14 protein-coding genes are annotated in these 14,444 nt (G+C 36.2%); 12 read left to right on the top strand and 2 right to left on the bottom strand.

Translation table 11 applies throughout. The features are described from left to right. Positions 1-81: 81 nt before the first annotated feature. From EUI_RS0104275 to EUI_RS10680, 4 genes are all read left to right on the top strand, one after another. Positions 82-480 (top strand): flavodoxin, encoded by a 399-nt coding sequence (locus EUI_RS0104275; RefSeq protein WP_010016351.1) that lies wholly within the window; start codon positions 82-84, stop codon positions 478-480. A 408-nt stretch (positions 481-888) separates the two neighbouring features. Further along, positions 889-1,365 (top strand): MarR family winged helix-turn-helix transcriptional regulator, encoded by a 477-nt coding sequence (locus tag EUI_RS0104270; RefSeq protein WP_014947413.1) that lies wholly within the window; start codon positions 889-891, stop codon positions 1,363-1,365. An 80-nt stretch (positions 1,366-1,445) separates the two neighbouring features. Then, positions 1,446-3,533: an MFS transporter gene (locus EUI_RS0104265; RefSeq protein WP_010016349.1), complete on the top strand. Its 2,088-nt coding sequence runs from the start codon at positions 1,446-1,448 to the stop codon at positions 3,531-3,533. Further along, a complete protein-coding gene (locus EUI_RS10680; RefSeq protein WP_010016348.1) occupies positions 3,533-3,856 on the top strand; it encodes a hypothetical protein in 324 nt (107 codons plus the stop codon). The genes EUI_RS0104265 and EUI_RS10680 overlap by 1 nt, the downstream gene beginning before the upstream one ends. A 52-nt stretch (positions 3,857-3,908) precedes the next feature. On the opposite strand, the gene EUI_RS0104255 is transcribed toward EUI_RS10680, so the two are convergent. After that, positions 3,909-5,246 (bottom strand): C1 family peptidase, encoded by a 1,338-nt coding sequence (locus EUI_RS0104255; protein ID WP_010016346.1) that lies wholly within the window; start codon positions 5,244-5,246, stop codon positions 3,909-3,911. Positions 5,247-5,467: 221 nt separating this feature from the next. On the opposite strand from EUI_RS0104255, the gene EUI_RS0104250 reads away from it, so the two are divergent. Both EUI_RS0104250 and EUI_RS0104245 read left to right on the top strand, forming a co-directional pair. Beyond that, positions 5,468-5,848 (top strand): hypothetical protein, encoded by a 381-nt coding sequence (locus tag EUI_RS0104250; protein WP_010016344.1) that lies wholly within the window; start codon positions 5,468-5,470, stop codon positions 5,846-5,848. A gap of 87 nt (positions 5,849-5,935) precedes the next feature. After that, on the top strand, positions 5,936-6,823 hold the full coding sequence (locus tag EUI_RS0104245) for a prenyltransferase (protein WP_010016343.1): 888 nt from the start codon (positions 5,936-5,938) through the stop codon (positions 6,821-6,823). A gap of 22 nt (positions 6,824-6,845) precedes the next feature. On the opposite strand, the gene cbpA is transcribed toward EUI_RS0104245, so the two are convergent. Continuing rightward, the gene (cbpA, locus tag EUI_RS0104240; RefSeq protein WP_010016341.1) at positions 6,846-7,490 is read right to left on the bottom strand and encodes a cyclic di-AMP binding protein CbpA; all 645 of its coding nucleotides are present in this window, start codon (positions 7,488-7,490) and stop codon (positions 6,846-6,848) included. A gap of 119 nt (positions 7,491-7,609) precedes the next feature. Here cbpA and pth point away from each other — a divergent pair, with 119 nt between their 5' ends. From pth to hpt, 6 genes are all read left to right on the top strand, one after another. After that, positions 7,610-8,179, top strand: a complete 570-nt coding sequence (gene pth, locus EUI_RS0104235; RefSeq protein WP_010016340.1) for an aminoacyl-tRNA hydrolase — start codon at positions 7,610-7,612, stop codon at positions 8,177-8,179. Between the two features lie 59 nt (positions 8,180-8,238). After that, positions 8,239-11,757, top strand: coding sequence for a transcription-repair coupling factor (gene mfd, locus EUI_RS0104230; protein WP_010016339.1), 3,519 nt, complete (start codon positions 8,239-8,241; stop codon positions 11,755-11,757). Between the two features lie 41 nt (positions 11,758-11,798). Then, the gene (locus tag EUI_RS0104225) at positions 11,799-12,083 is read left to right on the top strand and encodes an RNA-binding S4 domain-containing protein (protein ID WP_010016338.1); all 285 of its coding nucleotides are present in this window, start codon (positions 11,799-11,801) and stop codon (positions 12,081-12,083) included. Between the two features lie 72 nt (positions 12,084-12,155). Continuing rightward, on the top strand, positions 12,156-12,551 hold the full coding sequence (locus EUI_RS0104220) for an FtsB family cell division protein (protein WP_010016337.1): 396 nt from the start codon (positions 12,156-12,158) through the stop codon (positions 12,549-12,551). Positions 12,552-12,580: 29 nt separating this feature from the next. Then, positions 12,581-13,888 carry a tRNA lysidine(34) synthetase TilS gene (tilS, locus tag EUI_RS0104215; protein ID WP_010016336.1) on the top strand — a complete coding sequence of 436 codons (1,308 nt, stop codon included), beginning with the start codon at positions 12,581-12,583 and terminating at the stop codon, positions 13,886-13,888. Beyond that, positions 13,888-14,427, top strand: coding sequence for a hypoxanthine phosphoribosyltransferase (gene hpt / locus EUI_RS0104210; protein ID WP_010016335.1), 540 nt, complete (start codon positions 13,888-13,890; stop codon positions 14,425-14,427). Before tilS ends, hpt begins: the two co-directional genes overlap by 1 nt. Positions 14,428-14,444: the final 17 nt, after the last annotated feature.

The raw sequence follows: 14,444 nt of genomic DNA, 5'->3' as shown, positions 1-14,444 counted from the left end.
ATATATTAAATTTGATATTATTTTCACAATAAACTATAATACTATCAATGACTGTACTATAAGATATTTACTGGAGAAATGATGATTATTTACTATTCTTTAACAGGGCATACTAAAAAATTAGCGCTAGAAATTGCCAAAAAGACTGAAGACAAACTTTACGAAATACAACTTGATAAACCATATAAAAATAATCCACTTGTTTTGGCGCGGTTTACGAAAGAAAAAGCAACGGGTGTTATCCCGACTGCTCATAAAATTGATATAGAAGATGATGTGATTTATTTAGGTTATCCTATGTGGGGAGGGGATATGTCTTTAGCGATGCAAGGATTTTTAATGGCAAATGATTTATCCGGTAAACATATTAAACCGTTCATTACAAGTGGGACAAGTACCTTGAAAATGAGTTTAAAGACACTAAAAAAGTTAGCACCTGATGCAATGATTGATGCTAACTTTAAGCCTGACATGTTATAGTCGCAGAATTATTTATGCTAAGGCACCCATGGGTGCTAATGGTTTTAGTGTGAAAAAGGGCATAATAATTGGTATGACATTAAATTAATGCTATTGTAGGTCTTAATTTTAGTAAATTCCTTTTGCAACAACACTGCCATATTCCTATATCAGAAATATCTATTTTCAATGATTCAAATAATAAACCGTTTATAAATTTGATCACGCTTTCTTTAATTATGCACATGAAAACCATTATGTAGCAATTTATCTTTCAAATGAACATGAAGTTGGCATTGATATTGAGAATCCACAAATTATAGTCTCAAATCTTAAAATCGATGTGTTTCTAATGGAATGTGTTTACAAAGGAAACAAAAAGTAGTAAGCTTATTTTGCATTAAAAATAAATATTTTCGAGGACTGAAATTGAAAAAGGAAATGTTAGCAGAATTAAGTGATGTTTTTTTACGAATTGTGAACCGCTATAATGAGATCGAAAAAACACCATTCGCTTATGGCACCGACACGCAACTACATGTTTCAGAGGTTCATACAATTGAGATGATTGGTAATAAACCTAATATCAACGTTACTCGATTAGCATTGATGCAAGGAATCACCAAAGGCGCTGTTTCAAAAAGAATTCAAAATCTTAGAAATCGCGGCTTAGTTAATAAGGCAATCTCTCCGGTGACAGAAAATGAGGTTGTGATAACGTTGACGGATAAAGGCAATCAAGTTTTTCAAGCACATCAGCGTTATTCAAAAGAATTAAATAAAAGTATTGCTCAGATATATACTGGGTTACCAGATGAAATTTTGAATGACCTTGAAAAAGTCGGTAATGATACAGAACAGCTGTTTATAAAAATTTTAGAAGAAAGAAAAGAATCAGCCGAATAGAGCGAATTTTTTTGCTACTTGTGTTTCCTTTGTAAACTGTATCTAATAGAAACACAAAGAATAATGGAGGACTTTTGTAGATGTTTTCAAGTAAGAAAAAAATTTTTGGATTAATTACCTTGTCACTCATTATGTTTATGGTGACATTAGATACAACTATTACTAATATTGCCTTGCCAAATATGACAGATTTTTTTAAGTCAAATTTAACCGATACAAATTGGATTAGCACAATTTACGTATTGGTAATGTCCGTTGTCATCATTCCTGCTTCAAAATTTGGTGATCAATTTGGTAGAAAGAAAACTATGGCAGTCGGTCTGATTATTTTCGGCGTGGGATCGATGTTATGTGGTTTTTCAAATAGTTTACCGATATTAATTATCATGCGACTTATTCAGGGAGTTGGTGGTGCGATTGTGACACCAATTATGATTCCACTATCAGTTGAACTTTTCGGACGTAAACAAGCCAATCAGGCAGTTGGAATTATCGGTGCAGTTACGGCAGTTGCAGCAGCAGCAGGACCTCCTATTGGGGGATTATTACTTAAATTTTTAAGTTGGCAATGGATTTTTTTTGTAAATACTCCCATTGTAATAATAACTTTTATTTTATTGTTGAGTTGTTTTGAAGAATCTGTTGACCCAACTATTTCAAAGAAAATTGATTTTGGTGGGTTACTTTTCCTTACTTTGGGTTTATCATTGTTAACTTTTCTTTTGGTCAAGGGCTACGATATAGGCTGGCAATCTCGCAATAGTTTTATTTTAATGGGCGGTTCGTTGGTTTCACTCATCATCTTTTTTTTAATTGAAAGGAAAGTAAAATCACCTTTAATTGAATTACATTTGTTTAAGGAAATTACCTTTTTTGCATCGACAATGATTTACTTTATGTGTGGATTTGCGATTGTTTGTTCATCATTGATTTTTAATTTTTACTTGGAAGATATTCGAGATTATAGTGCGCTAAATACGTCATACATTATTATGTTTATGTCAATTACTGTCATGATCTCAATGCCAATCGGTTCTCAGTTGGCTGAAAAAATCGGGTATCGAATCGTTATTACTACTGGAATGGGATTGATGGCAGTCAGTATGTTTTTATTAGCAACATTGTCGTCAACTACCACAAAACAATTCATGGTTGGTTATATGATTGTGTTGGGTATCGGATTTGGTTTTGCTTGTTTATCAATCGTGGCAGCCGTTCAGTATATTCCAGAAAATAAAGCTGGTATTGCTTCGGGTGTGGTCAATGCCGCTAGACAGTTGGGCACGTGTTTGGGTATTGCTTTGTTGGTCGGCACAATGACTCACAATGTCGATGTTGAAAAAACAATCATTCGACATGACTCAATTAAACAGGTTACCGGAAAAAAGTTGCCTGAAAACATTGCAACTTTAATTAATGATCGTGTTACTAAGGGAATTGAGTCAAAAGAAATAAAAAGCAAGCCTGATTTTCAGAATTCGCTTAAGCGTGATGTGGCTAAGCTAGTGACACAGACAACTACAAGAGAATCACCGCAAGATAACAATTTGCGAAAAATTCATAATGGTTTGTCTGATCTTCAGAAACAATTTGAAGATAAACCTGAGACAGTCTCAAGAGCGTCTGATCAAATCGTAAGTGTACAGAAAGAAATAGAAACAGCCAATACAGACGTTCTATATACATTAGTTAAAAGCAATCCAAGTGCAGCAACAGTTTTGATGGGGTATCAACAACAATTAGGTATCCTAAATGACATGTCAGACTCATCTAATAAAGAAACGAGTATGCGTCAGTTGTCAGGGTTAATAGTTATTTATCAGGCTGGAACGGATTCAACAATTCATAATGCGACTGATTTCAGAAAAAAATTAACTGATTTGATGGCAAAAGAGGAATCAAATCCGCAACAACAGTTGTTACAAGCACAAGAAAAACTGGCTACAACACTATCGCAAAAAGGAAAAATCAACACGTCGATTACGAATATAAATCAAGGTGTTTCGAGGCTAGATATTGGTGAACGACTTAAAGATTTGTTCGTGCAGCTCAAATATTTGAAGAACAATCAACTAACTCGTGCTTTCACACAAACATTTTTACTAGCTGCTTGGATTATTACCGCATTTACATTTGTAGGTATCTTTACTGGAAGGAAACGATCTTAATGGTTAAGGATGATTCCATATATTATTGGTGTACTAAGGTTAATTGGAATATTCAAGAATCAAATATTATTATTGGAACGTTTAGGATTAAAGGCTTTCCCTTGGATTTATTTCTCAAGTTTTATCAACTTTCAGAAAAATTGAAACAGTCTTATACGCCTGGAATTGACAAAATCCTATTGGGATTGTTAACAAATGCTACCAAGGAACTGGTATTAGGAACTTATATTTTTGGTGAGACGAATTTTCAAAGAATGATATTTTTATACAAGCACAAGTACCGTGAAAATGAGTTTAAAGACACTAAAAAAGTTAGCACCTGATGCAATGATTGATGCTAACTTTAACTCTGACATGTTATAGTCGCAGAATTATTTATGCTAAGGCACCCATGGGATCCCATGGTGCTAATAGTTTTGGTGTGGCATTATCGTAGATATCGACTAATTCTGGACCAAGATATTCTTTTTTGACAACAACTTGATAGGCGTATTCGCTCATCCATTCATCTGACATTGTGAAGTAACCATTTTTGCCGGCTTCTTCACCCCATGAGTTTTCAACTTGCCATTTTATTGGGTGACCATTGTCATCCAAATCAACACCTGTCAAAACCATGGCATGTGTCATCAAGCTGTCGCCATAGGCTAAACGCTGCGCTTTTGTCATATCTGAATGAACTTGGAATAAGTCATCTGTGGCAAAAATACCGTCAGCCATGAGACCACTTGTACGATCGACTTGCGGACCCATGTCAACACCGAACCAGACGGATTTGCCATCTTTTAGTTGCGCGATAGCAAATGATTTCATTGTCTCAATAGGCACATTTAAATGTTTCACTTGACGACCACCAATAACATTACCTAACATGTCAACATTGTACGTTGCATTGAAGGGCTTATCTGCGGTTGGCGCGTTAATAATTGATATATATTCTGACAAGTCCCAGTTAACAAATTTTTCAAAGTAAGTTTGTGGTGTTAACTGTCGTTCAATTTGAAATTGCTTTTCAGTATCACGGTATTCAAAATCAAAAGTGACTGGTGGTTCACCAAATGTAATCGATAAGACACGGTAAATATGAGATAACATATTTTTACGTGTGCGGTCTATATCACTCTGCGATGATTTTTGAGACACAAGTTCACGTAATATAATCGCATCATGGCGTAATAAGGTGTTAAATGTTATGTTAAACTCATGAGAATCTGATGTTGCTGCTGACTCTGGGTAAACAGATTGAGGTACGACACCGTATTTTTCGATCAGTGATACAATCATATCCCACTGACCACCATCTTGTTGTGGCGTTGCCATTAAAAAAGAAACCTGGCGTGAGTCAAGAGGGGCATTAGCAGTGTTTAGCACATTTTCGTAAAAGTAATTAGCCTTTTCAAATTTATCCCAAAAAAAAGTGTAGCTTTGAGACAACTGAAAATCACCATCTAAATGGAATAAATCTTTAATATCATGACGCATCGTATTAAGTGCGGCAAACATCCAGCAACGGCCAGATTTTTTCTGATTGGCTACTTTACCCGTGTTCAAATCAATTGAAAAAGTCGGTACATTTGCATTAACAATTTCTTGATTAAAACTTGCATTGTGAATCCCGTTTTTTGTGGTAGCACGACGAGCGATTGTCGTTAACGGTGATTGTGCTGATTGTTTAAATTCAGCGATTTGTTGTTTTGTTATTTCTGAAGACATTATGAGCTCCTTTTTCATATAAATACAATATAACGCGATTAAGTATAAAGAACAAGTACTTGTGAAATAAAAATAATCAGGAGACGCACAATGATGAAACTTGCTTTATAGCCTCTTGTTATAAGAGCTATAACTTGCAAATTTTGTAATAAGGTGCATAGTTAAGGTAGACTGTGCAAGTTGTCTGACATGGTCAAAAAATGAAAATAAGGATCATGATAATGAAAAAACACGGCTTAACTGAAAAAGAACAAGGCGAAGCATTGACTGCTGCCGCCGAAATTATTAATATTCCCTACACATTTGAAAGCCAAGCACCTTTTCGCGTATGGATTGATAAAGATGAAAATATTTACGTTGATATTAAGTCAGCTGGCGTAGGTTTTCGTGCAGAGCTAAATTATGGTGATATTGGTGTTGCAACGCTCAAAAATAATGTTGATGTGCCAACGTCTGATGACTTGATGTCCTTGGCGGAACAATTGATTGATGACGACGTGCAGGACTTTTTGTTGGGATTTGCTATGGACGCACCAATGCGTGACAATGGCGAGTATGCTAGTAGTTTGCGTGAAGCTTACCAAGTCTTCACTACTAAATAATTTGTAGTCTGTTATAAAAATCAAGATATGAGAAACCGTTTGGGGTTATTTTCTGGTAAAATGTTTTATTAGAGGTTTAAATTAAGAATGACACCAAAACAGTTTTTAGATTTAGTTGAAATTCGCGTGGTAATTCCTAGCGTTGCACCCTTGATGGTTGGCTTGGCGTACAGTCAATGGCAATATGCTCGCGTCAATTGGTTGAATGCAGTGTTATTAATTATTGCAACCATCAGTGTACATCTGGCAGTTAATACATTTAACCGATATGAAGATGCAAAACGTCAAAAATCCAATGAATTTTTACGTGAAAAGGCGCAAGGTGAGGTAATAACTAATAAGCAAGTGCTTCATGTTGCTGAAACTTTAGCTGGTATTGCTGTTTTAGCTGGTATTGCTGTTGCATTCAGAACGGATTATATTACTTGGATTATTGGTATTATTAGTTTTTTGATTGGTTATCTATATTCTGCTGGTCCAAAACCAATTACAAACACACCGTTTGGTGAAGTTGTGTCTGGTATAACAATGGGATATTTCATTTTTATCGCACAAGTTTACGTCAATACACGTATGGTACCCACAGTAAATGTCCTGTTCCAATGGTTAATTGTTAGTTTACCTTTAACTATTTTCATTGCCGAAATTATGTTTGCTAACAACATTGCAGACCACGATGAAGATGAGGAGAATCAACGACAAACACTTGTCCATTATATTGGTATTGAGTCAAGTAAAAAAGTCTATGTGTTTTGGACAATCGCTGCTTTTATTGAGATTATAATTGCGACGTCAGTTGGCTGGTTACCGATTACGAGCTATGCTATGGTGATATTATTGCCAATTGTCATTAAAAATGCACGTGCGTTTATTAGACGACCGGTGAAGCAAGAAACCTTTGTTTTGGCTATTAAAAACTTAGTCATCGTGATGTGTGGCATGACAATAGTTATTTTAGCTGGTATATGGTTATAAAAAAAGCCCGTTAGGGCTTTTTTTAGTTAAAACGTTGTAAATTTTCAATACTGATCACTTCAAAGTGTCTTTTTTCTAAATGTTTAACGAGTTTTTGTAATGTGATACTATCAAATACAAGTGGTAAGGTGAACATTAAAGTAATGGTGCCATTTGATGGCTGTAAACTTAACACAGATTCAATATTTGAATATTTGGCTATGATTGTCGAAATTTTTTTAAGATCGCCTTGTGCTTTATGTGTTGCAACAGAGAGGGCAACACCACCAGTGCGAACAGACCAACTTTGCGATAATAAATCCATTAATGCATCGTGTGTGAATATGCCGGTAAAATGATGATTATCATCTAGTACAGCAATAAAAGGCAGGTCGCGAATGGCAAAAAAAACCTCATAAAATTGACTGGTTGTATAAATAAACTTAGTTGAATTGCGCATAATTGTCGTGACTGGCAGGTTCATATCACCATTTTTAGCAATATGTTCGTACACATGCTGCTTATAAACATTGCCACGAAAAAGGTTGCCAGATTCATCTAAAATTGGCATAGTACGCGTATGTGACTCGCTTGGTGAATTAAATAAATCGTTCACTTGTGCAATAGTTGTATTTTCAGTCACGGTAGTTAGTTCTGACTTTGGGGTGATTAAAGTTTCATGGAGCATATACTTATCCTAAAATTAATTTTTTTATCATTAAATAGCCATATATCATGATAACACAGAATTCTGTTATACTGGTAGTTAAGATTGAGAATTTTAGTAAGGAAACGCGTATAATTAATATGAAATATATCATTGGATTAGGTAATATTGGTTTAGAATATGATAAAACAAGGCATAATATTGGATTTATGGCTATTGATGCCTTTGCGTCAGCGCACAGTGTGTCATTTGCACCTAGCAAACAATTTGCTACAATAGCGAAGTTAACTGTTGATGGTGAGCAAGTGGTATTGGTTAAGCCAACGACGTATATGAATGACTCTGGTAAAGCAGTTCGCGCAATATTAGATTACTATGGGGGTGACATCAACACTGATGTGATGGTGTTAGTTGATGATATGGATTTACCTTTTAGTAAATTGCGTTTTCGCGCAAAAGGGTCAGCAGGTGGTCATAATGGTTTGAAATCCATCATGGCACATACTGGCTCACAAACATTTTTACGACTTAAGTTTGGTTTAGGGCATCCAAATCATGAACAGCAGGCAGTCATTCATTATGTTTTAGGCAAATTTTCACGCGCTGAAACTGATGATGTTAATCATATGTTAGATCGTAGCACATTGGCAATAGAAGAATGGATTCAAGGTAACGGCGTATCAGAATTGAGTAATAAATATAACGGCTAATATTTAAGAATAATTTAACGCGTATATCAAACGACTGATAGGGGAACAAATTTTAAAGTATGTTAACTCATTTTTTAGCGCAATCGGATACAATTAAACATCTTAATGAGCAAGCGACTGATGGTTCTTCACAGTTGCTTTTAGGCGTCAATGGTAGTGCACGAGCTGCGAGCGTCGCAGCCTTATATCAAGAAAATCCACGTCAAATGTTAGTCGTTACAGACACACAAGTGCATGCTGATCAACTATTTTCAGATTTATCAAGTCTTATGACAAATGTTTTTAATTTTCCTGCAGAAGAGTCTTTGGCAACAGAAATTGCTATTAGTTCACCTGACCTACGATTGCAGCGAGTTGCTAGTTTATTAGCCTTGCGAAAAGGCGAGGCTAAAGTTATTGTGACAAGTCTAGCTGGAGTTGAACGTTTACTACCCAAACCAGAAACAGTTGATGCGGCGAAATTGTCATTGACAGTTGGTCAAACTTATCAGTTAAATGATATCAAAAAAACCTTAATGATGATGGGTTATACACCTACAAAATTAGTGCAAGGTGCTGGTGAATTTGCACAACGTGGTTCTATTATTGATATTTACCCATTGACTAGTGATGAGCCTATTCGTTTAGACTTTTTTGATGATGAATTGGACCAATTGAAAAATTTTGATGTATCGACACAAAAAAGTACGACTGTACTTAAAAAATATCATGTGCAGCCAGCGACTGATTTCATTGTCTCAGAGACGCAGTATGATATTGCTAAACAAACGATTGAGACGGCATTTAATAACTATCGCAAAGAGCTGACTGGTGTTGCAAAAAAACATGCGACAGAAGGATTTTCAGCAACACAACATGTGTTAAATGAGCATGGGCGTGTGAACCAATTATTACCTTATGCGACCCATTTTTTTGAGGGTGAAACAACTTTATTGGATTATTTTTCGGATGATGTTTTGGTCTTTGTGGATGAATTCACGCGATTAAAAGATATGCAGATCCAACAGTTAACTTATGATCAAGAATGGTTAGACAAGCAGTTGTCAGCCTATCAACTCATTCCTGGACAAGTGTTACGCGCAGACTTTGCTGATCTGTTAACGCAAAATCAAAGTGCGGTTATTTATTTAGCAAATTTTCAACGTGGCTTGAATAACATTAAGTTCACCAATATTGAAGAAGTCACTACTCGGCCGGCTAACCAATACTATGGTCAAATTGAGACACTTAGAACTGATTTACAGTATGCACAAGATGCGGGTATGACGGTTATTTTATTGATTAACGATGAAAAACAAAGCCACCATCTCAGCGAGTCTTTAAGTGATTTTAAGGTACCAATTATTGAAACCCGTCAGGTTCAACCAAATCAGGCGCAGATAATGAAAGGCAACCTGGCCATAGGATTTGAATGGCCTAAATTACATTTAATCGTATTAACAGCACATGAATTGTTTACTCAAACTCGGCAAGTGGCGCCAAGACAGCGTAAAATTAATAATGCGGAGCGTTTAAAGTCATATAGTGAATTAAATGTTGGTGACTACGTTGTTCATATCAATCATGGTATTGGTCGTTATGAAGGTTTACAGACAATGACAGTTGATGGTGGTAAACAAGATTATTTATCTATTGCCTATCAAAAAAATGCTAAGATTTTTATTCCAGTCACGCAGTTGAATTTAATCCAGAAGTATATTGGTGCGTCAGATGCTGCAAAAGCACCTAAATTAAATAAACTCGGGGGTGTTGAATGGGCTAAAACTAAGCGCCAAGTGGCAGCAAAAATTGAAGATATTGCTGATGATTTATTAGATCTTTATGCCAAGCGTGAAGCGCAACAGGGATATGCTTTTCCGCCAGATGATACAGAACAATTGAAATTTGACATGGCATTTGGTTATCCAGAAACACCAGATCAAATCCGCTCTATTGAAGAAATTAAAGTTGACATGCAAAAAGTGCGACCAATGGATCGTCTATTAGTAGGGGATGTTGGCTTTGGCAAAACAGAGGTGGCCTTGCGTGCAGTTTTTAAAGCAGTACATGCGGGAAAACAGGTGGCATTTTTAGCACCAACAACAATTTTAGTCCAACAACATTATGAAACGATGTTAGCACGCTTCAATGATTTTCCAAATATTAAAATTGGCGTACTGAGTCGTTTCCAGACAACTGCACAAAACAAATTTGTGATCAAACAATTAAATGAACATCAAATTGATATTGTTGTTGGCACACATCGCTTGCTGAGTAAAGATGTTGATTTTTTAGATCTTGGTCTGTTAATTATTGATGAGGAACAACGTTTTGGGGTAAAACATAAGGAACGGCTCAAGCAATTGCGTCATAGCGTTGATGTATTAACCTTAACTGCAACACCGATCCCACGAACATTGAATATGGCGATGGTTGGTGCGCGAGATTTATCAATTATTGAAACGCCTCCGGCCAATCGTTATCCGATTCAAACCTATGTTCTAGAGGCAGATTGGATAATTGTGAGAAATGCCATTGAAAAGGAACTTGCCCGTGGTGGTCAGGTATTTTATTTGCATAATCGCGTAGCCGACATTGATCGTGTTGCTAGTCAAATAGAGGATTTAGTGCCATCTGCACGTGTTGGTGCCATTCATGGACAAATGTCTGAAACACAGTTAGAAAGTGTTTTATACGATTTCTTAAATGGCAACTATGATGTTTTAGTCACAACAACAATTATCGAAACAGGTGTTGATATTCCCAATGCAAATACGTTAATTGTTGAAAACGCAGATCATATGGGTTTGTCACAACTATATCAACTACGTGGTCGTGTCGGCCGTTCAGCTCGTTTAGCATACGCCTACTTTACTTATCCGTTTTCAAGAACACCAAGTGAAGAAGCGGAGAAACGTCTAGAAGCGATTCGTGATTTTACAGAATTGGGTTCAGGATTCCGTATTGCCATGCGTGATTTAAGTATTCGTGGCGCAGGTGATATACTGGGTAAACAACAGCATGGGTTCATCGATTCAGTTGGTTATGATATGTATACGAAGATGTTAAAAGACGCTGTTGCCACAAAACAGGGCCAAACAGTGACAACGAGCAAACCAACAGAAACAGATGCCGAATTAATTCTTGGCGTACTGGCTTACTTACCAGATACTTATGTGCCCGATAATGCACAAAAAATTGAATTATATACACGTATTCGTCAAGCACGAACAGATAAAGAATTTGAAGAAATCGAAACTGACATGCTTGACCGTTTTGGTGATATGCCAGATGAAGTGGCTAGGCTTTTGCTTGTTGGTCAAATCAAACAACTGGCTGATCAGGCACAAGTAACGAATATAAGACGACAGAAGCAACAGTTAGCAATAGTATTTAATTCTGATGCGACGTCGACATTAGCCGGTGAAGCAATTTTTGAAACATTGGCCAATGTGCCATTAAAGGTGGCGGTGCGAACAGAGACCGGTAATTTACAAATTAGCATAACAGTCAATGATGTGGCTGAGAGTAGTATTTGGTTGAATATTTTACGTGATTTTTTGTTGGTCGTAATCACACGTCAGCAAGTAACGAAATGAAATTTTGTCATAAAAATTAAGAATATCAAGAGGAAAAAACTATGCGTTTAGATAAATATTTAAAAGTGTCACGCTTAATTAAGCGTCGAACAGTTGCTAAAGAAATTGCTGATCAAGGCCGTATTTCAATTAATGGTAAAGTGGCTAAATCGTCATCAGATGTTTCGACAAATGATGAGCTTGAGGTGCGATTTGGAAATAAAACTTTGACAGTGAAGGTAGCTAAAATTGTTGAAACAACAAAAAAAGAGGCTTCTGCCGATATGTATGAAATTGTGAGTGAGACTTTTTCACAAGATTTTCGAGAAACTAGTGATGAAAAATAACTTAATGTTTAAACAAATCTAAAGATTGTTGAAAAAATGCTAAGAACATGTCACACTAGGGATAGGTGAAATATGTCGACTTACAACAGAAGACAATCGCATAAACAGCGTGTTAACCCAGAGATACGAGCTATTATTCGTAATTCTGAACCGGCCAATATGCAAGCTAAAAAGCATTATCAAAGGGCACATGCTAATCGTGAGAAGAAGATTCTCTTTTTTGGTGCAGTTTTTGCAACAATCTTTGCGATACAATTGTTGATTAGCCAAGTTAAACTGCATACGGCAAATGTGACGTTAACTGCTTCTCAAGATCGCTTAACGGCTGTTCAAAAGACTAATAGTGATTTGAAATCTAGTCGAAAACGTTTAGATGATCCGACTTACTTACAGCAAATTTTACGTGACAAATATGGTTACACAAAGCAAGGTGAGATAATTTATAACTTACCATCAGATAATAATTAATTTAGCACCTAATTGGTGCTTTTTCTATAATGACTGAAAAAATTCAAAAACAATTACAATTACATCATTGGGAAGCCACAATTATTGTGGCTGTTTCTGGTGGTGTCGATTCTGTTGTGCTATTGCATACATTACGCCAGCAGTTGCCAGATACAAAACTTGTTGTTGCCCATGTTAACTACCATTTACGTGAGGAAAGTGATGCGGACGAAAAATTCGTCCGTCACTTAGCAGATAAATATCATGCAATATTTGAACAAACAGCATGGTTGAATGTGCCAGATACTGCAGTAGAAAAGCAAGCACGTGATTTCAGGTATCAATTTTTTGAGCAACTGGCTAGTAAATACCATACGGCGACTGTCGTAGTGGCACATCATGCAGATGATCAAGCAGAAACGGTATTATTAAAGTTAATACGTGGTGGACAATTGATGCAATTAGCTGGCATGCGGCAACAAAATCGGCGGATTGTTAGACCTTTTTTGTTGATAACTAAGCAGGAATTGGTTAGTTATGCACAAAATCACAACTTAAATTGGCATGAAGACAAAACAAATCATGATGCCATGTATACCCCTCGAAATTTTCTGCGACAAATCATTATTCCACAACTTAAAAAAATTAATCCCCGTGTGGTTCCTCATATTAATGCATTTGCTCAGCAAATCAAAAAACAAGATGATTTAATCACTGCTCAAGTTGAAATATATGTGCAAGCAATTGAGAATAGTTGGCAAGCTATTCCCAATATTTGGCTAGAACCGACGATTAAACATTATATTCAAAAAAAAGGTATTTATCAGTTTAAGCAAGCACAGATTTTGCAAGTCATTCAGTTACTTAATAACGATAAAAAGCCTACTGGTACGGTACAATTATCGAAAAATGTTAACTTTGTTAAGTCTTATCAATATATTCATCTCGAAAACAGTACAAAAATGACAAATACACTGCAAGTTTTGCCACCAATTATGTTAAAATTAAACCAGTGGCAAAATTTCGCAGAAAACACGTTTTTGTGGACAAATTCTGAACCAAACAGCGATGAACAATGCTTCTCATTTAATCTAGCGCAATTGCCGACACAATTATATTTGCGTCCAGTGAAAACCAGTGATAAACTGGCACTCGTACATGGACATAAAAAGTTGCGACGGTTAGCAATTGATGAGAAATTGTCAACGTTAGAACGTCAAGATATGCAAGTCTTGGCAACTCAAAATGATGAGGTTATCGCAGTCAAAATGCGTAAACATTGGCGTGTGAATGCGGATTTTGTTAGCAAACAAGATGTGAAACCATATTGGTTAGCATGGCGAATTGAGGAAAAGTAGTGAATAATGATATACAAGAAGTATTGTTTGATCAAGCTAACATACACGATGCAGCAGTACGATTAGGTCAACAAATTACACAAGACTATGCTGGGGAAAAGCCAGTTGTGTTGTCAGTGCTAAAGGGTGCCTATCTTTGGACAGCCGATTTATTACGCGAGGTAGATTTGTATATTGATTTAGAATTTATCAATGTGTCAAGCTATCATGGTGGTGTTAAGAGTACAGATGAAATCACCCTAGTGACTGATATTCGTTCTGATATCATGGGACGTCAAGTCATTATCTTAGAAGACATTGTAGACACTGGCCAATCTTTACTCTTTATGAAAGCGTTACTCGCAAAACGTGGTGCAGCGTCCATTAAAGTGGCTACGTTACTTGATAAAAAGGCTGGACGAAAAGTAGACATTGAGGCTGATTATGTTGGTTTCAATGTGCGCAATGAGTTTGTTGTTGGCTATGGTTTAGATTACAAAGAGTTGTATCGGAACTTGCCATATGTTGGCATTTTGAAAAAAGAAGTTTATACTAAGTAACTTCTAGAAATTGGGGA

This window comes from Leuconostoc gelidum subsp. gelidum KCTC 3527 (genome assembly GCF_000166715.1).
Lineage (GTDB): Bacteria > Bacillota > Bacilli > Lactobacillales > Lactobacillaceae > Leuconostoc > Leuconostoc gelidum.
Note: the sequence above shows the minus strand (reverse complement) of the source record. Positions and strands in the feature narration are given on the sequence as shown.

Coding starts and splice junctions, on each gene's coding strand:
- EUI_RS0104220 (WP_010016337.1), top strand. CDS start 12,156: ATGTCGACTTACAACAGAAGACAATCGCATAAACAGCGTGTTAACCCA.
- EUI_RS0104265 (WP_010016349.1), top strand. CDS start 1,446: ATGTTTTCAAGTAAGAAAAAAATTTTTGGATTAATTACCTTGTCACTC.
- pth (WP_010016340.1), top strand. CDS start 7,610: ATGAAATATATCATTGGATTAGGTAATATTGGTTTAGAATATGATAAA.
- cbpA (WP_010016341.1), bottom strand. CDS start 7,490: ATGCTCCATGAAACTTTAATCACCCCAAAGTCAGAACTAACTACCGTG.
- EUI_RS10680 (WP_010016348.1), top strand. CDS start 3,533: ATGGTTAAGGATGATTCCATATATTATTGGTGTACTAAGGTTAATTGG.
- EUI_RS0104275 (WP_010016351.1), top strand. CDS start 82: ATGATTATTTACTATTCTTTAACAGGGCATACTAAAAAATTAGCGCTA.
- mfd (WP_010016339.1), top strand. CDS start 8,239: ATGTTAACTCATTTTTTAGCGCAATCGGATACAATTAAACATCTTAAT.
- EUI_RS0104225 (WP_010016338.1), top strand. CDS start 11,799: ATGCGTTTAGATAAATATTTAAAAGTGTCACGCTTAATTAAGCGTCGA.
- EUI_RS0104245 (WP_010016343.1), top strand. CDS start 5,936: ATGACACCAAAACAGTTTTTAGATTTAGTTGAAATTCGCGTGGTAATT.
- EUI_RS0104255 (WP_010016346.1), bottom strand. CDS start 5,246: ATGTCTTCAGAAATAACAAAACAACAAATCGCTGAATTTAAACAATCA.
- tilS (WP_010016336.1), top strand. CDS start 12,581: ATGACTGAAAAAATTCAAAAACAATTACAATTACATCATTGGGAAGCC.
- EUI_RS0104250 (WP_010016344.1), top strand. CDS start 5,468: ATGAAAAAACACGGCTTAACTGAAAAAGAACAAGGCGAAGCATTGACT.